This is a genomic window from Pseudomonas sp. BIC9C (genome assembly GCF_034541995.1).
Taxonomy (GTDB): domain Bacteria; phylum Pseudomonadota; class Gammaproteobacteria; order Pseudomonadales; family Pseudomonadaceae; genus Aquipseudomonas; species Aquipseudomonas fluorescens_CC.
In genome coordinates this window covers 1098687-1115632 of sequence record NZ_JAWDGM010000001.1, presented here as the reverse complement: position 1 = coordinate 1115632, position 16946 = coordinate 1098687, and the positions used below count along the sequence as shown (strand labels likewise).

The 16946-nt window shown below is 60.7% G+C and carries 13 protein-coding genes and 1 pseudogene; 2 read left to right on the top strand and 12 right to left on the bottom strand.

Annotation, left to right across the window (positions count from 1 at the left end):
* Positions 1-43 precede the first annotated feature (43 nt).
* Together arcA and arcD (RS887_RS05295) are read right to left on the bottom strand one after the other, a co-directional pair.
* Positions 44-1300, bottom strand: a complete 1257-nt coding sequence (gene arcA / locus RS887_RS05300; RefSeq protein ID WP_111279888.1) for an arginine deiminase — start codon at positions 1298-1300, stop codon at positions 44-46.
* A 51-nt stretch (positions 1301-1351) separates the two neighbouring features.
* A complete protein-coding gene (gene arcD / locus RS887_RS05295) occupies positions 1352-2779 on the bottom strand; it encodes an arginine-ornithine antiporter (RefSeq protein WP_322614648.1) in 1428 nt (475 codons plus the stop codon).
* Positions 2780-3223: 444 nt separating this feature from the next.
* Here arcD (RS887_RS05295) and arcD (RS887_RS05290) point away from each other — a divergent pair, with 444 nt between their 5' ends.
* Together arcD (RS887_RS05290) and RS887_RS05285 are read left to right on the top strand one after the other, a co-directional pair.
* Entirely contained in the window at positions 3224-4651 is a 1428-nt protein-coding gene (gene arcD / locus RS887_RS05290) for an arginine-ornithine antiporter (RefSeq protein WP_322614647.1), read from the top strand.
* Complete coding sequence (locus RS887_RS05285; protein WP_322614646.1) at positions 4648-5511, top strand: DNA-3-methyladenine glycosylase; 864 nt, start codon at positions 4648-4650, stop codon at positions 5509-5511. Before arcD (RS887_RS05290) ends, RS887_RS05285 begins: the two co-directional genes overlap by 4 nt.
* Positions 5512-5662: 151 nt before the next feature.
* Here the strand turns inward: RS887_RS05285 and RS887_RS05280 are convergent, their stop codons facing one another.
* The 10 genes and pseudogenes from RS887_RS05280 to gap form a co-directional block, all read right to left on the bottom strand.
* Complete coding sequence (locus RS887_RS05280; RefSeq protein ID WP_322614645.1) at positions 5663-7012, bottom strand: CoA transferase; 1350 nt, start codon at positions 7010-7012, stop codon at positions 5663-5665.
* Positions 7013-7187: 175 nt separating this feature from the next.
* A complete protein-coding gene (locus RS887_RS30505; protein ID WP_371926002.1) occupies positions 7188-7943 on the bottom strand; it encodes a methyl-accepting chemotaxis protein in 756 nt (251 codons plus the stop codon).
* A gap of 102 nt (positions 7944-8045) precedes the next feature.
* A pseudogene (locus RS887_RS30500) lies at positions 8046-9062 on the bottom strand (HAMP domain-containing protein); the annotation flags it as partial.
* A gap of 464 nt (positions 9063-9526) precedes the next feature.
* On the bottom strand, positions 9527-9916 hold the full coding sequence (locus tag RS887_RS05270; RefSeq protein WP_322614643.1) for a YbaN family protein: 390 nt from the start codon (positions 9914-9916) through the stop codon (positions 9527-9529).
* Between the two features lie 160 nt (positions 9917-10076).
* The gene (locus tag RS887_RS05265) at positions 10077-10679 is read right to left on the bottom strand and encodes a biliverdin-producing heme oxygenase (RefSeq protein WP_322614642.1); all 603 of its coding nucleotides are present in this window, start codon (positions 10677-10679) and stop codon (positions 10077-10079) included.
* 114 nt (positions 10680-10793) lie between these two features.
* Positions 10794-13361, bottom strand: coding sequence for a TonB-dependent receptor (locus tag RS887_RS05260; RefSeq protein ID WP_322614641.1), 2568 nt, complete (start codon positions 13359-13361; stop codon positions 10794-10796).
* Between the two features lie 122 nt (positions 13362-13483).
* On the bottom strand, positions 13484-14449 hold the full coding sequence (locus tag RS887_RS05255) for a FecR family protein (RefSeq protein WP_322614640.1): 966 nt from the start codon (positions 14447-14449) through the stop codon (positions 13484-13486).
* Positions 14450-14572: 123 nt separating this feature from the next.
* Positions 14573-15091, bottom strand: coding sequence for a sigma-70 family RNA polymerase sigma factor (locus RS887_RS05250; RefSeq protein ID WP_322614639.1), 519 nt, complete (start codon positions 15089-15091; stop codon positions 14573-14575).
* A 77-nt stretch (positions 15092-15168) separates the two neighbouring features.
* Entirely contained in the window at positions 15169-15633 is a 465-nt protein-coding gene (locus RS887_RS05245) for a methylglyoxal synthase (protein WP_322614638.1), read from the bottom strand.
* 149 nt (positions 15634-15782) lie between these two features.
* Entirely contained in the window at positions 15783-16784 is a 1002-nt protein-coding gene (gap, locus tag RS887_RS05240) for a type I glyceraldehyde-3-phosphate dehydrogenase (protein WP_007974423.1), read from the bottom strand.
* Positions 16785-16946 lie beyond the last annotated feature (162 nt).

Genomic DNA, 16946 nt, shown 5'->3' with positions numbered 1-16946 from the left:
GCATGCTCTTGGGTAGAGCGCTGCGCGGGCCAAGGTTCATAGGTTAGTAGTCAATAGGGTCGCGGATGATCGGGCAGGTCATGCAATGGCCGCCGCCCCGTCCCCGGCCGAGTTCGCCGGCGCTGATGGTGATCACTTCCACGCCGGCCTTGCGCAGCAGGGTGTTGGTGTAGGTATTACGGTCGTAGCCGATGACCACGCCTGGCTCCACGGCCACCACGTTGTTGCCGTCGTCCCATTGCTCGCGCTCGGCGGCGAAGCTGTTGCCGCCGGTTTCCACCACGCGCAACGCTTTGAGGTTCAAGGCCTGAGCCACGGTGTCGAGGAAGTTGGTTTCTTCGCGACGGATGTCGATGCCACCCGCCTTGCTTTCATCGGGACGCAGGGTGAAGGCGACGATCTGGTTCACCACTTCCGGGAAGATCGTGACGAGGTCGCGATCGCAGAAGCTGAACACGGTGTCCAGGTGCATGGCCGCGCGGGATTTCGGCAGGCCGGCGACGATCACTTTCTCGACGGCCTTGTTTTTGAACAGGTTCACCGCCAGTTGGGCAATGGCCTGGCGCGACGAGCGTTCGCCCATGCCGATCAACACCACGCCGTTGCCGATCGGCATCACGTCACCGCCCTCAAGGGTGGAGTTGCCATGATCCTTGTCCGGGTCGCCGTACCAGATCTGGAAGTCGGCGTTGGTGAACTCGGGGTGGAATTTGTAGATGGCGGTGGTCAGCAGGGTTTCCTGGCGGCGTGCCGGCCAATACATCGGGTTGAGGGTGACGCCACCGTAGATCCAGCAGGTGGTATCGCGGGTGAACTGGGTGTTGGGCAGCGGCGGCAGGATGAAGCTGGAGTTGCCGAGGAAGTCGCGGAACATCTCGATGGCCTTGCCACCGAAACTGGTGGGCAAGTCATCGCCCGAAACGCCGCCGATCAGGAACTCGGCGATCTTGCGCGGCTCCAGGCTGCGCAGCCACGAGGTGGTTTCGTTGATCAGTCCCAGGCCCACCGAGTTGGCGGTGATCTTGCGTTCCAGGATCCAGTCCAGCGCTTCGGGAATGGCGACGATGTCGGTCAGCAGGTTGTGCATTTCCAGCACATCGATGTTGCGTTCGCGCATCTTGGTGACGAAGTCGAAGTGGTCGCGCTTGGCCTGGGCCACCCACAGCACATCATCGAACAGCAGTTCATCGCAGTTGTTCGGGGTCAGCCGCTGATGGGCAAGTCCCGGGGAGCAAACCATGACTTTGCGCAGTTTGCCGGCTTCGGAATGGACGCCGTACTTAACTTTTTCCTTGGTCATTACAGTGATCCTCCAGATGACAAAACAGGGTTGTGCTTCCAGAAGCAGAAGCTAAAGGGTCAGGAAGCCGTCGTAGAGTCCGTAGGCCGCCACCACGGCGCCCACGACCACCGCAGCGAAAATCAGCTTCTCGACGTTGGTGAAAACCGGTTTGTTGATTTCCAGCTTGGCCTTGGCGAACAGGATCACGCCGGGGGCGTAGAGCAGGGCGGACAGCAGCAGGTATTTGATGCCGCCGGCGTACAGCAGCCAGATCGCGTAGATCAGGGCCACCGCGCCGATGACGAGATCCTTCTGCCGCTCGCCCGCCGCGCCTTCGTAGCTTTCGCCACGCACCGCCAACAGCAAGGCATAGGCCGCCGACCACAGGTAGGGCACCAGGATCATCGAGGTGGCGAGGTAGATCAGCGACAGGTAGGTGCTGGCCGAGAACAGGGTGATGATCAGGAAAATCTGCACCATGGCGTTGGTCAGCCACAGGGCGTTGACCGGTACATGGTTGGCGTTTTCCTTGCGCAAGAACTCCGGCATGGTGTGGTCCCTGGCGGCGGCGAACATGATCTCCGCGCACAGCAGCACCCACGACAGCAACGCCCCCAGCAACGAGATGATCAAACCGACGCTGATCAGCACCGCGCCCCAGTGACCGACCACGTGTTCCAGCACGGCGGCCATTGACGGGTTCTGCAGTTTTGCCAGTTCCGGCTGGGTCATGATCCCCAGCGACAGCACGTTGACCAGGACTAAAAACAGCAGCACGGTGACGAAGCCGATCACGGTGGCTTTACCCACATCGCTGCGTTTTTCCGCCCGGGCCGAAAAGATGCTCGCGCCTTCGATGCCGATGAACACCCACACGGTGACCAGCATCATTTTGCGCACCTGGTCCATCACGCTGCCCAGGTCCGGGTTCTTCAGGCCCCAGATGTCGGCGGTGAAGATGTCCAGCTTGAAGGCGAACAACGCAATCAACATGAACAACAGCAGCGGCACAATCTTGGCGACGGTGGTCACCAGGTTGATGAACGCGGCTTCCTTGATTCCTCGCAGTACGAGGAAATGTACGGCCCAGAGCAGCACCGAGGCGTCGATCACGGCAGCGGGGGTATTGCCCTCGCCAAATAGCGGAAAGAAGTAGCCGAGGGTGCTGAACAGCAGCACGAAGTAGCCGACGTTGCCCAACCAGGCACTGATCCAGTACCCCCAGGCGGACGAGAAGCCCATGTAGTCGCCGAAACCGGTCTTGGCGTAGGCGTAGACCCCGCCGTCAAGATCGGGTTTGCGGTTGGCCAGGGTCTGGAACACGAACGCCAGGGTGAGCATGCCGACGGCGGTGATCGCCCAACCGATCAGAATGGCGCCGACATCCGCACTGGCGGCCATGTTTTGTGGCAAGGAAAATATACCGCCACCAATCATCGAACCCACGACTAACGCAACCAGCGCGCCGAGTTTCAGTTTTCCGGGTGCTTCAGACATTGCATGACTCCAATGCAGGAGAAGAGAGGCAACAGACTAATTCCGTTGCCTGTTCAATCAGCTGACTTAGATCATTAAATGAGAGCGTTCCCAGGTTATAGGCGGAGTGCCATCATTTACAATGCTTTTGCTTGTAATGCTTGTTCTAGAGCCTTTTTACAGATTATTTAAGCGATTTTGGAATTTGTTTCGAATTATGACGCTAGTTTGTTTTTCAAAATCTGCAAATTTTCTTCATGCATTTTTTGTACAGAATTGATGTATTAAAAAATCGTATAAAACAAATGATTATATCGGCGTCAAAATAGCCATTTTGTGCAAGTAAAAAAGCCACTTGTTGGCGTTATCCAATAAACGTTATTACTCTTCAGCAGTTTGGTTGACGCACGTTATGGGACGATCTCGCGGCAGTTTTCGTCCCCCGGAAAAAATGGAGATGCAACGATGGCGCAATCACCGAACAAGCTTCGCCTGAGCGCATTGATCGCATTGGTGGTGGGTTCGATGATCGGTGGCGGGATATTTTCCCTGCCGCAAAACATGGCGGCCAAGGCCGATGCCGGGGCGATCCTGATCGGCTGGGCAATCACTGCCGTCGGCATGCTGACCCTGGCGTTCGTGTTCCAGACCCTGGCCAATCGCAAGCCGGAGCTGGACTCCGGGGTATATGCCTACGCCAAGGCCGGCTTCGGCGACTACATGGGCTTTTCTTCGGCCTGGGGGTACTGGATCAGTGCGTGGCTGGGCAACGTCGGCTACTTCGTGCTGCTGTTCAGCACCCTCGGTTATTTCTTCCCGGTCTTTGGCGAAGGCAACACACCGATCGCGATCGTCTGCGCTTCGCTGCTGCTCTGGACCGTGCATTTTGTGGTGATGCGCGGGATCAAGGAGGCGGCGTTCATCAATCAAGTGACCACCGTGGCCAAGATCGTACCGCTGATCATGTTCATCGTGATCGCCGCCGTGGCGTTCAAGGCGGACATCTTTACCCTCGATATCTGGGGCCGCAACAACCCGGAATTCGGCAGCGTGATGAACCAGGTTCGGCACATGATGCTGGTCACCGTGTTCGTGTTTATCGGGATCGAGGGGGCCAGTGTCTATTCGGCCCGGGCGGAGAAACGTTCCGATGTAGGTCGCGCAACGGTAATCGGGTTCATTGGCGTGTTGGCGTTACTGGTGCTGGTGAACGTGTTGTCGCTGGGGATCATGACCCAGCCGGAGCTGGCGAAATTGCAGAACCCCTCGTTGGCGGCGGTGCTGGAACACATCGTCGGCCCCTGGGGGGCGTTGCTGATCAGCGTCGGCCTGGCGATCTCGTTGTTGGGTGCCTTGTTGTCCTGGGCGCTGTTGTGCGCCGAAATCCTGTTCGCCACGGCGAAGGACAAGACCATGCCGGCATTCCTGAGCAAGGAAAACGCCAACCGTGTGCCGGTCAATGCGATGTGGCTGACTAACGCGATGATCCAGCTGTTTCTGCTGATTACGCTGTTTTCCGCCGGTACTTACACCAGCCTGATTTATCTGGCGTCTTCCATGATTCTGGTGCCGTACCTGTGGTCGGCGGCCTATGCGGTGTTGTTGTGCGTGCGCGGTGAAACCTATCAACAGGCGCCCGCCGAGCGAAGCAAGGATTTGCTCATTGGCGCCATCGCCTTGAGTTACGCGGTGTGGTTGCTGTACGCCGGTGGCCTGAAATATTTGCTGCTGTCGGCGCTACTGTATGCGCCGGGCGTGATCCTGTTTGCCAAGGCACGCCGTGAGCAGGGCATGCCCTTGTTCACGGTCATCGAGAAAGGCATTTTCACCGCTGTCATTGGCGGCGCCGGGCTGGCGGCTTATGGGTTGTACAGCGGGTTGCTGAGTCTGTGAAGGTGCTGCTGGCGTATCAGCCCCCCTATGACTGGCCGGCGATGCTGGATTTTCTGTCGGCGCGGGCGATTGCGGGACTGGAAACGGTTGCTGACGGCGTTTACTCGCGCGGCATCGAACTGAACGGTGGGCACGGTACCTTTTCCATTCGGCCTGCTACCTCTGATGCCCTTGAGCTGACACTGGATTTTCCCGACCCGAACGCCGTGCCTGAAATCGTCGCAAGAGTGCGGCGGATGTTCGATCTCGACGCTGACCTCGCCACGATCCATCGGCATTTAACGGTTGATCCGCTGATGGCCCGATTGATTGCCCAGCGCCCCGGGCTGCGTGTGCCGGGGGCGTGGGACGGGCTGGAGCTGGCGATCCGCGCGGTGCTGGGGCAGCAGATTACGGTGGTGGCGGCGATCCGCCTGGCGGGGAAGCTGGTGGCGCAATATGGCGCACCGCTGGGCAGACCGTTACCGGGTTTGAGCCACGTGTTCCCCACGGCTGACGTGTTGGCGGGGGCCGATCTGGCGGCGTTGGGCATGCCGAAAAGCCGGGGCCGGACGTTGTCGGGCGTGGCTCAGGCACTGCTCGATGATCCGCGACTATTTGAGCCCGGTCGCGAAGGAGGCGTGGCGCGGTTGCTGGCGTTGCACGGGATTGGTGACTGGACGGCGCAATACATTGCGCTGCGACAGTTGCGGGAGATGGACGGGTTTCCCAATGGCGACGTGGGGCTGATCAATGCGCTGGTGGCGCAGGAGGGGGGGCCGGTGACAGCGAAGCAGCTGTTGTTGCGGGGTGAAGCATGGCGGCCTTATCGAGGGTATGCGGCGCAGGTGCTGTGGACTTCATTGAGTCGGGCGGACTGAGCTGATCCGGAATTTGTAGTCATAGTCCTGACGTCTTCGTCGGATCGCCGCCCGGAGCAAGCCCGCTCCCACAGGGACTGCGTCGTACACAAAATCTGTGAGCACCACAGAACCTGTGGGAGCGGGCTTGCCCGCGATGGCGATATGACTGTCACCACCACTGCGCGGGATGTGAACCCAGTTCAGTCGCTGGCAATGCCCACTGTAGTGGCGTCCCGATGATCTTCAGAGGCACCTGCAAGCGATGCGCCGGGCCCCAGGGCGTTTGCTCAACCTGTATCCCTTGATCGTATTGATCTTCTCCGCGCAGCGGATCATCCGGGCCGGCACCCTGCTCGATCAACAACTTCGCCGTACGCGCCAACGACAACCGGGCCGAGCCACCCATCCCGCTGCTCAAGCGTCCTGCCAGCAGCCTGATCGCACTGGCCGCGATCAAATACCCGGTGGCGTGATCGAGGGCCTGCACCGGCAATGGCGTCGGCTTGTCCGTCTGCTTCCAGCCCATGCCCGCTTCTGCAATGCCACTGCTCATCTGCACCAGGCTGTCGAAGCCCCGGCGGTTTTGCCAAGGGCCACTCCAGCCATAAGCGTTCAGGCAAACATCAATCAAGTCCGGGTTCAGTTGCCGGCGCTCATTGGTGCCCAAACCCAGTCGTTCCAGCGCATCGGCACGGTAGCCATGGAGCAGAATGTCGGCGTCCTTGAGCAGGCACTCGAATACGGCGCGATCGGACTTGTCGTGCAGATCAAGACGCGCGCAACGTTTTCCCAAAGTGACTTCCGGCACCACCCCCGGCTCGCTCCAGGTCGGTGGATCGATGCGCAAGACATCGGCGCCGAGGCCAGCCATGAAGCGACTGGCGATGGGGCCTGCCAGTACCCGGGTCAAGTCCAGCACCCTGATGCCGGCCAGTGGTCGCGCCACTGAACCTGTCCAGGGTTTGCGGTTCTGGCTTGGGTCGTTGGCAAATTGAATCAAGGGCTCGGCATTGACCGCCTGGCCTTGAGGATGGGCCTGCCATTGTTCCCAGGTCCGCATTTCGGCGGCACAACCACCGGCATCCACTACCGCCTGCTCAAGTTCGTTTTTCGTCCACTGCGCCACTTTGCCGGCCATCGCCGCACGGTCGGCACAGGCACCGAGCACGCTTTCTGCCGCGGCGCGGTGATGGGGCGCGTTGGTGTGCAGGCGAATCCAGCCATCGCGGGTGGCGTAGTCACCGGCCATCGGGTCCCACAGCGGTGGAACGCTCCAGCCGATCGGGCGAATCGAGGTGGCGAACCAGAAGGACGCCAGGCGGCGGTCAACTTCAAGGTCGGGCAGGCGTCCGGTTTGTTGGTGCAGCAGTTCGCTGACGGCCTGGCCGGCGGCGGCCACGCTGGCGCAGGCCAGATCAGTGACGGCAAACGCCGAGGGCAGGGCGCCGCTGGACGTGAATGGAATCGGGGTGTGAGGCAAACCGAGTGCGGCTTGAATGGACGTGAGCAGATCAGTCATTGAAGAGCCCTCCGGAGCGAGAGCCCGATCATAGTTCAAAAAATTCCAGGTCAGATGAAATCCCTTTGTGGGAGCGGGCTTGCTCGCGAAAGCGGTGTGTCAGCCACATTGATGTTGAATGGGCTGCCGTCTTCGCGAGCAAGCCCGCTCCCACAGGGGATTAGCGGTGTGATGACTACACCCGGAACTGATCCATCAACTTCATCTGGTGGGTGGTCAGGGCGTTGAGCTGGCTGCTGATCTGGGCCGATTCGGTGGCCTGGCCGGTCAGGGTTTCGGTGACCGTGCGAATCGCCGAGACATTGCGGTTGACCTCTTCGGCCACGGCGCTTTGCTGCTCGGCGGCGCTGGCGATTTGCAGGTTCATGTCGCTGATCACGGTAACCGCGTCGCTGATCTTGCCCAAGGCCTGGACCGCCTGCTGGATCTGCCCGGCATTGCTGTGGGCCTGGGTCTGGCTTGAATGCATGGTGGCGACCACGCCGCGGGTGCCGGACTGGATGCGTTCGATCACCAGGCGAATTTCTTCCACCGAATCCTGGGTGCGTTTGGCCAGGTTGCGCACTTCATCGGCCACGACCGCAAAGCCGCGACCGCTCTCGCCGGCGCGGGCGGCTTCAATCGCCGCATTGAGGGCCAGCAGGTTGGTTTGTTCGGCGATGCTGCGAATCACCTCCAGCACCGAACCGATCTGTTCGCTGTTGACCGCAAGGGCTTCGACTTCGGTCACGGCCTTGCTGACTTCGTCGGCCAGTTGATTGATATCGCGGGTGCTGCGCTCGATGATCTGCATGCCGTCGCGGGCCGACTGGTCGGCCCCCTTGGCGGCACTGGCCGCGTTCGAGGCACTGTTGGCAACATCGTGGGCGGTGGCGCTCATCTCGTTGGACGCCGTGGCGACCTGGTCGATTTCGCGGAACTGCACCTGCATGCCTTCGCTGGTCTGGCGGGCAATCTCCGACGACTGATCGGCCGTGCCGCGGGCGTCGCTGATGCTTTGCTTGATCTGCGCGATGGTCGGTTGCAGCTTGTCGAGGAAGCGGTTGAACCAGCTCACCAGTTCGCCCAGTTCGTCCTGCTTGTTGTAGTGCAGGCGCTGAGTCAGGTCGCCGTCGCCGCTGGCAATCGCCTTGAGCATCTGGGCCACGCTATCGATCGGCCGGGTCACGCCGGATGCAGTGAGCCACATCAGCAGCAGACCGAGTACACCAGCGATCACCGCCACCGACAAGGCCTTGATCGTGCCGCTTTGCTGGGCATCGTCGAGCACTGCCTGCAGCTTCACCGAGTCGGCCAGCAGCACTTGTCTGGGCAGGTCGATCACCACGGCCCAGGCCTTGGCATCGGCAATCGGGCTGACCGGATACACCGCACGGATCAGGTCGCCTTGCTGGAGAATCTTCGGTGCACCACTGCCGAGCAATTGCAGGATGTCCTTGCCATCCGCGCCCAGGGTGTCGCCGATGCGCTTGCCGACTTTCGTTGCATCGACGCTGTAGGCCGCCATCACGCCGGTGCCGGAGACGATCAGCATGTGCCCGGCGCTGTTGAACAGCTCGCGTTGGGAATCGACCGCCGCCGCTTGCAGGGCGTCGAGGGCGATGTCGACACCGACCACACCGATGGACTTGCCATCCACCAGCAGCGGTACGGAAATGGTGGTCATCAACACTTCCTTGCCGCCGACAGTATCGGCGTACGGGTCGAGCAGGCAGGTGCGCTTGCTGTCCCGCGGGCAGGTGTACCAGACGTTGTACGGTGTGCCGCTGAGGTTCAGGGTGGTCTTGGTCATGTCCTCTTCGACCATGATCGTGTTCAGCGACTCACCCCCGGCGCGGCTCCAGTATGTGGCGAAACGCCCGGCCTCGTTGGATTGACGGGCGGCGTCACTGACGAATTCGCTGTCCCTGCCGTCCAGGCCGTTGGGTTCGAATGCCAGCCAGATGCCCAGCACTTTGCCGTTGCGCTCGAAGGCGGTTTTCAGGCTCTGGTTCAACGCTTCACGCAGGGCACCGGGCTCCAGCGAACGCTTGGCGGCGAGGTTGCGCATGTCCTGGATCTGGTCCGCCAGGGCCGTCACCACCGTCAGGGTTTCACCGAATGTCTTCTGCACCCGCACCGCTTGCTCGGCGGCCTTGGCCTGGAGCAGGTCCTGCACACTGGCGGTGAGCATTCTGCTGCTGGAATCATTGACCAGGTCATCGTTCTGATTGGTCTGGTAGATGTTCATGCCCACTATCAAGGCGACTACACCCAGCAGGCACAGACCGGACAGCAGGACGATTTTCAGGCGGATGGACACTGAGTCGAACATAGGGCGAACTCGCGAATGGATGAAGTGTTGGCTGTGGGCCGTTGCGGCTCACTCGCTAAGTCCGTTTAGCGCCGGTCAATGCACATCGGCGTGGCGAAGAGGTTACATGAGGGGCAACCCGACGAACGGTATTGGTTGAACGTTTGCGCAGAAAAATGTGCCGAAAAGCGCTTTAAAACGAGGAAAAGTCGCGGAATTGTTCAGGAGGGTTCCGGCACTGATTCCGGTCGGGACCAGATCCACAGATTGCCCAGCCCCATCCCGGTAATCGCCAGGTAGACCGGCCAGCCGTGATCGAGCATCGCCAACATCAGACCGGCACATAACAGCATGCTGACAGTGGCGCTGATTTTCGCCCGGCGCGCGATGATCTTGCCGTTGCGCCAGTTATGGAGGATGGGGCCGAACAGCCGGTGGTTTTCCAGCCAGGCACTCAGGCGCGGTGAACTTCGGGTCGCGGCCCAGGCTGCCAGCAGGATGAACTCGGTGGTGGGCAGGCCGGGAATGACGATGGCGATCAGGCCGATACCCAGGCTGACATAGGCCAGCAGGCCGAAGAGGAGGCGGGAGAGTCTGGAGGAGGCTGGCATGGGCTCAAGGCAACATGTGAGGCTGATCGAAATCTTACGGATTTGCTTCGTCCCTGTGGGAGCGGGCTTGCTCGCGAAAGCGGTGTGTCAGTTTACGTTGATGTTGAGGCTGATGACCTCTTCGCGAGCAAGCCCGCTCCCACAGGGGGAACGCGTTGGGTCAGGCGGCTTCGGTGGCGTAAGCCTGCTCCAGCAACACGGTAAAACGGTTGAACGCGTCGATGGCGCCTTTTTCCGCTTCGGCTTCTTCCCGGGCGCTGAACGCCAGGCCGTCCAGGGTCTTGACGAAGCTTTTCCAGCCTTCAGCGCGGCCGCCGGCCGGTTCGCCGAGGTGACGGGCGCCGAAGGTTTCGCTCAGGCCAAGGCCCACGGCACGCTTGATCAGGAAGGCTGCGCCGAGCTTCGAGCCTTCGGAAACGAAGATCCAGCCCAGGGCCTCGGCCTTGGTCGGGTTTTTCAGGGCACCGGCGACAGGTGCCGGCACGTCGGTGTCCAGGTCCGCGAGATCAGCCTTGGCCGCCTCGGCACGGCAGCGGGACGGCAGGTCCGGGACGATGGCGGTCAGTTCGGCATCGTTGTACAGCGACACCAGTTCCGACTGGAACAGGTATTGCGCCACCACGAAGCGGGCGAAACTGGCCTGGGTTTCAAACGGAGCATGGGCCTTGACCAGGGCATCGAGCTTGCTGTGCGGCTCGTTGGTGATCTGGTTCAAACGTTGCGAACGCAGGTTGGGGCGTTGTTCGGTGGCCTGGGTAGTCATGGCAATTCCTTGGGGGAAAAAGAGGCGCTTGGTAACGAGACGAACAGGAAGGCGCCTGACAGTAAAAAATCCTCACCGGGCGGCTTGATGAAACCGCCCGGCGAGATGAGCGGATCAGATATCCCAGATCAGGTTGACCGCAAAGTTGCGACCCGGCTGGGTCAGGCGGTCGAGGTTGGCCGGTTGGGTCACCGCGGCTTCGCCGACGCTGTCAAAGCCGCGCACGTCATCCCACAGCCAGTATTTCTTGTCGGTCAGGTTGTAGACGCCGCCACTGACGGTCACGTCGTCGGTCACCTTGTAGAACGCGCTCAGGTCCAGAATGCCGAAGCCCGGGGTCTTGAACTGGGTGCTGGTGCCGTCCGGGGATTTGAAGCTGGTGCTGTCGACGCGGTCCTGCTTCTTCACCAGGGTCCAACTGAGCAGACCGCCGTAGGTGTCCTGGTCATAACCGAGTCCGAACACACCGGTCAGCGGGTTGACGCTGTTGAGCGGCTCGCCGTTGTCGTCGTTGCGACCGTAGGCATAAGCCACCGAGCCCCGGGTGTAGAGGCCTTGCGGCGCGCCGAAGGCGTCGAGGTTCAGGCGTCCCTTGACCTCCGCGCCCTTGATGGTGGCGTGTTTGATGTTGTTGCTTTTGAACGTGGTCTCGGTGTAGCCCGGAGTGATGGCGTTCTCGTTAATGAAGTCGCGGTACTTGTTGTAGAACACCGCCACATCAAACGAGCCCTGCTCGAAGTTGCCGCGCAAACCCGTCTCGTAGCTTTTGCTCTTTTCCGGTTCGAGGTCCGGATTAGGCGCGACCCGATAGCCGCCGGCGATGTTTTCGAAACGACCATACAACGCCTTGGCGGTCGGGGTGCGGAAGCCTTCGGCGTATTGGCCGTACCAGGTGTAGTGGTCGTCGAAGCTGTAAGTGGTGCCGAATTTCGGCGACAGGCGATGCCAGGTTTTGGTTTTGTCGCTCACTTCGCCGTTGCGGCTCTGGTCGGCGGTGGCCAGGAACTCTTCGGTGATGTGCGGCTTGAGTTCGGTGTAGTCGTAGCGTGCACCGGGCAGGAAGGTCCAGTTGCCCCAGCTGATCTGATCCTGGGCGAACAGGCTGTAGCTGTTGATGGTCGGGTCCGGGAAGTCACTGGCGGGTTTCAGCGTGTCGCTTGCGCTAGGGGCACCGATGACCCGGCAGGTGCCGGCCACGGTCAGGCAAGTGCCAGTGCCGGTACGCAGACCGGTGACTTTGTCCTGCTTGATGGTGGTGCCATAGGTGACGAGGTGATCGGTGTCGGCAATGGCAAAGGACTTGTCAGCCTGGGCGTCGAATACCCATTGGCGATCCTTGTAGGTGGTATCGCGGTTACGCTGCACCGTCCGTGACGGCGGCGCGTAGATTTCCTCGGTGCTCTGGTCGGTCTTGGCGATCTGGTAGTTCAACGACCACTTGATGTTGTCGGCCAGTGCGCTGTCCAGACCGAAGCTGTGTTCCAGGCCAAAGCGTTCGCGGGTGATCGTGTCGTTACCGGTACGGGACTTGTAAAAGCCCATACCGCGTCCGGCATCGAACGGGCCGCCCACGGCGCTCAATTGGTTGGTATCGCGGTCGGCCTTGTAATGCTCGTAGGTCAGGCCCAAACGCGCGTCGTCAGCGTAATCCCAGCCCAGTTTGGCCAGCACGCTGGTGGTGCGCGCATCCTCGGGGTTGGCTTCAGTGCGATTCAGGCCAGTGCCGCCGGTTTCGCCAAAGGACTCTGTTTCATGACCGTTGCGCTGACTGAGGTGCAACAGGCCATCGAACTCGCCGGTCCGGCCGGCGACGGTGCCGGAAGTCAGCCAGCTGTCATCGGCTGAGTTGTAGCCGGTTTTCAGGCGCGCGCCGACATCCTTGCCCGGTTTGATGATGTCGTCCGGGTCCAGCGTGTAGTAGCTGACCGCACCGCCAATGGCGTTGCTGCCATACAGCACCGACGCCGGGCCCCGGAGGATTTCCACACGCTTGACGATTTCCGGGTCGACATAGTTGCGGTTGGTCTGGGCATACGGGCCGTTGAAGAAACCGTCGGGCACCTGAACGCCATCGACCTGGGTCAGCACGCGGTCGCCATCGATGCCGCGAATGTTGTAGCCCGTGATGCCGGCGCGTTGGCCTGTGCCGCCCACCGAAACACCGGGTTCGTAGCGCACCAGTTCCTTGATGGTATTGACGTTGTTGCGGTCCAGGTCTTCGCGCGTATAGACAGAGACCGTGCTCGGCACGCTGTTCACATCCTGTTCGTTACGGGTGGCACTGATAGTCACCTGTTGCAGGTTGAGCGTGCTGCCAGCGCTGCGCTTTTCCAGGACGATGCTGTTATTGCCCAGTTTGCGATAGCTCAGGTTGGTCCCCACCAACAGGCGATCCAGGGCTTTCTCCGGCGACAGCGAACCACGGACGCCCGGCGAGGCTACGCCTTGCGTCAGCTCCGACGCCACACCGACCTGCCAGCCCGTGACGGCGGTAAAGGCATTGAGTGCCGACACCAGAGATTGCTGGGGAATGGCGAACGGGTAGTCGCCCATTTTGCGAGCCGGTTGCTCGGGGGCGGTGGCGGCCATGAGCGGTGCAGCACCGGCCATCAGTATCGCAGCGGTCAGCAGCGACAGCACGCGGGAGGGTGATGAGGTTGGGCGGGTAAGGCGAGGGGACATCGATAGCGCTCCGTGTCGCACGAATCTTTATAGGTGCTGATTGGCATGGTGAGATGCGAATCAATTGCATTGGCTATAACGAGACGTACGGGATTCGGCTATCGAGTAAAAATAATTCTCATTCAGTTCAATATGACCAGCGCCGGGAACTCCTGGAGTCGGGCCGAGGTGATGTGGGCCAGGGAGCGAACCACGTCCAGGGGCTGATCGAGGCGATAGTTGCCGGTCACGGCGACATCGGCCAGTTGTTCGTTATTGTTGATGATCCAGCCCGGGTAGTAGCGGCGAAGTTCTGCCAGTACCTGGTTCAACGGGCAGTTTTCAAACACCAGTCGCCCCTGGACCCACGCAAGGTCAGTGGCGGCATCCAGCCTGGCCGGGCGGTCGAAGCCGTTGGGGCCGATGCGAATGCTTTCCCCGGCGGACAAGCGCACCCGTGCATCGTCACGGGTGGCACGCAAGTCGACATCCCCGCGTTGCACCCGCACTTGCGCCACGCCGTCGAGGTAACGCACGGCAAATGCGGTATCGCGAACGCTGGCCGTGACCGGGCCGGCGTCGATTTCCAGTGGCTGGCCGCGATTGGCCTGCACTTCGAAATACGCTTCGCCCTGATACAGGTGGGCAACACGTTGCTGGTCATTGATGGTGCTTGAGAACGCCGAATTGGTATTGAGCAGGACCCTGGAGCCGTCCTCCAGTTGCAGGCGCTGGCGCTCGCCGACCACGGTCAGGTGATCGGCCTGCAGGCGCATCGGCAAGTTGCTGAAATTGAACAGGCCGAGCAGCAGCACGGCAGCGGTGGCCAGTGGTTTCCAGTGCGGACGCAGACGGGCGAGAACCGTGACTTTCGCGGGCCGCGCGGCCAGGCTTTGCGCGCATTGCACCACTTGCGGACCGTCCCAGATCGCCTGGGCCCTGGCGAACGCCTGGGCATTCAACGGATCGGCCTCAAGCCATATATGGAATTGGCGGGTCTGCTCCTCGTCGGGACTGTCGAGCACGATCAGCCAGTCCAGGGCCTGGTCCATCGCGCTTGCGGGGTCCTGCGCTGGCGAAGGCCCAGGGGAGCGGTGGTTGTCCGTCACGGTGTGTCCTCGGCAGTGTCTGTGCACGGCTGTTTTTTTAGTGAAGCGCAAAAAAGTGGGGCAAGGGTAGCAAAGCCCGATGCTCAGCGCAGTCGGCCCGGTGTATGGGAGAGACCCTGATGCTTAATCGGTGTTCAAACGATCGGCAACACCGATGCAGATCGACATGATCAATTTGAGTTCTTTCTGCACGGTACTGAGGGACACGTTCAGCTCGTCGGCGATTTGCTGATAGCTGTGCCCGTGCAGGCGGCTGAGGATGAAAATCCGCTGTTGGCGGGTGCTGAGTTCACTGAGGCTCACGTTCAGGCGCTCCAGCAATTGTTCGGCATGGGCGGCGTCTTCAGCGCTGCTGGTGGGGGCGGCGACGCTGTGCACCACCTCTGGCGGCACGTCGTCGACCATGGTGCGCGAATGGATGCGCCGCGTGCGCAAATGGTCCAGTGCCAGGTTGCGCGCCGTCTGGAAGACAAAGGGCTCAAGATGATCGATGGTCCGTTCGCTCAATGCACGGGTCACCCGCAGGTAGGTTTCCTGCAAGAGGTCTTCAGCGGTGCTGTGATTGTTGACCATCCGTTCCAGCGTGCGCAGCAGGGAGGTGCGCTGGGCGAGGAAAACGTGATTGAAGCGCGACTGACTCACGGGAGGACCTGATCCATTTCGAGCAAATGATAATGCTTATCATCCACTCAAGTGGTCAAGGGCTGATTTGTTAAGGTTTAAGCACGACCCTGCAAATAGCTCGCGTAATCGGGTATTCGATGGGTGTGTGCCTGATCCATCAGCGGGCTGCTGAGCAGGTAGTCGGCGCTGCATTCGTTGCAGGCCACCGGGATGTTCCAGACTGCCGCGACCCGTAGCAACGCCTTGATATCCGGGTCGTGGGGCTGGGGTTCGAACGGGTCCCAGAAAAACACCAGCATATCGACCCGCTGCTCGGCGATTTGCGCACCGAGCTGTTGGTCGCCGCCCAGTGGTCCGCTGATCATGCTTTGCACCGGCAGGTCGAGGCGTTGTTGCAACAACAACCCCGTGGTGCCGGTGGCGACCAGATCATGTTGGGCCAGCTTGTCTTTTTGCCGTTCGGCCCAGTCCAGCAAGAACACCTTGCAGTGGTCATGGGCGACCAGGGCGATACGCTTGCGCGCCGCCAGGGTCTTTTGCGTAAAGGTGATGCCGATCATCGATGGTTGCTCCAGAAATGACACGTACCCTGTAGGAGCGAGCTTGCTCGCGATGGTCGTTAACGATGACAAGGGGCGCCTGAATGAACGCGAGGCCCCTACATCCATCGCGAGCAAGCTCGCTCCTACAGGAAGGGGGGGCGTGCTGCTTATTCAGCGTTGCACAGCGCCAGGCAGTTATCGAGCATGCGGTTGGAGAAGCCCCACTCGTTGTCATACCACGCCAGCACCTTGAGCAACTTGCCGCTGGACTTGGTGTGGTTGGCGTCGAAGATCGACGACAACGGGTTGTGGTTGAAGTCGCTGGAGACCAGCGGCAGGGTGTTGTAACCAAGGATCTTCGAGTGCTGACTGGCTTCTTTCATCAGCGCATTGACCTCGTCGGCCGACGCTTCGCGCTTGAGCTGCACCGTCAGGTCCACCAGCGAGACGTTGATGACCGGTACACGTACCGACATGCCGGTCAATTTGCCCGCCAGTTCCGGCAGCACCAGGCCGACGGCTTCGGCGGCACCGGTCTTGCTCGGGATCATGTTCTGGGTGGCCGAACGGGCGCGGTACGGATCGACGTGATAGACGTCGGTCAGGTGCTGGTCGTTGGTATAGGCGTGAATGGTGGTCATCAAGCCACTTTCGATGCCCAGTTCGCGGTGCAGCACCTGGGCCACCGGAGCCAGGCAGTTGGTGGTGCACGACGCGTTGGAAATGATCTGGTGCGACTGGCGCAGAATGTCGTGGTTCACCCCGTAAACGACGGTGGCGTCGGCGCCTTTGGCCGGTGCAGAGATAATGACTTTGCGCGCGCCCGCCGTAATATGCGCGGCGGCTTTGGCCCGGTCGGTGAACAGACCGGTGCATTCGAACACCACATCAATCTTTTCCGCGGCCCAGGGCAGGTCGGCCGGGTTGCGGATGGCGCTGACCGAAATGCGGTCGCCGTTGACCGTCAGGCTCTCCTGGTCGTGCTGGACATCGGCATCGAATGTGCCGTGAACGGTGTCGTACTTGAGCAGATGAGCATTGATCGCGCTGTCGCCCAGGTCGTTGATGGCGACGATCTGCAGATCCTGACGGTAGCCCTGGGTATAGAGTGCACGCAGGACGTTACGGCCGATGCGGCCAAAACCATTGATTGCGATTCGAAGAGTCATAGTGCGGCGCTACCGTCGTTTTGTTGTTGGAATTACAAGATTATTCGCAAAAAAATAGAAAACAAGCCTTTTTAATGGCAATATTTTGTTCAATCTACAACGAGTGACCTGAATCAACTGGTCCGAATGGTCAAATAAACCGTCTGTCATCCCATCGACACC

Coding starts and splice junctions, on each gene's coding strand:
- RS887_RS05270 (WP_322614643.1), bottom strand. CDS start 9,916: ATGCCAGCCTCCTCCAGACTCTCCCGCCTCCTCTTCGGCCTGCTGGCC.
- RS887_RS30505 (WP_371926002.1), bottom strand. CDS start 7,943: ATGCAGGTGCAGTTCCGCGAAATCGACCAGGTCGCCACGGCGTCCAAC.
- RS887_RS05280 (WP_322614645.1), bottom strand. CDS start 7,012: ATGACTGATCTGCTCACGTCCATTCAAGCCGCACTCGGTTTGCCTCAC.
- arcD (WP_322614647.1), top strand. CDS start 3,224: ATGGCGCAATCACCGAACAAGCTTCGCCTGAGCGCATTGATCGCATTG.
- gap (WP_007974423.1), bottom strand. CDS start 16,784: ATGACTCTTCGAATCGCAATCAATGGTTTTGGCCGCATCGGCCGTAAC.
- RS887_RS05245 (WP_322614638.1), bottom strand. CDS start 15,633: ATGATCGGCATCACCTTTACGCAAAAGACCCTGGCGGCGCGCAAGCGT.
- arcA (WP_111279888.1), bottom strand. CDS start 1,300: ATGACCAAGGAAAAAGTTAAGTACGGCGTCCATTCCGAAGCCGGCAAA.
- arcD (WP_322614648.1), bottom strand. CDS start 2,779: ATGTCTGAAGCACCCGGAAAACTGAAACTCGGCGCGCTGGTTGCGTTA.
- RS887_RS05265 (WP_322614642.1), bottom strand. CDS start 10,679: ATGACTACCCAGGCCACCGAACAACGCCCCAACCTGCGTTCGCAACGT.
- RS887_RS05260 (WP_322614641.1), bottom strand. CDS start 13,361: ATGTCCCCTCGCCTTACCCGCCCAACCTCATCACCCTCCCGCGTGCTG.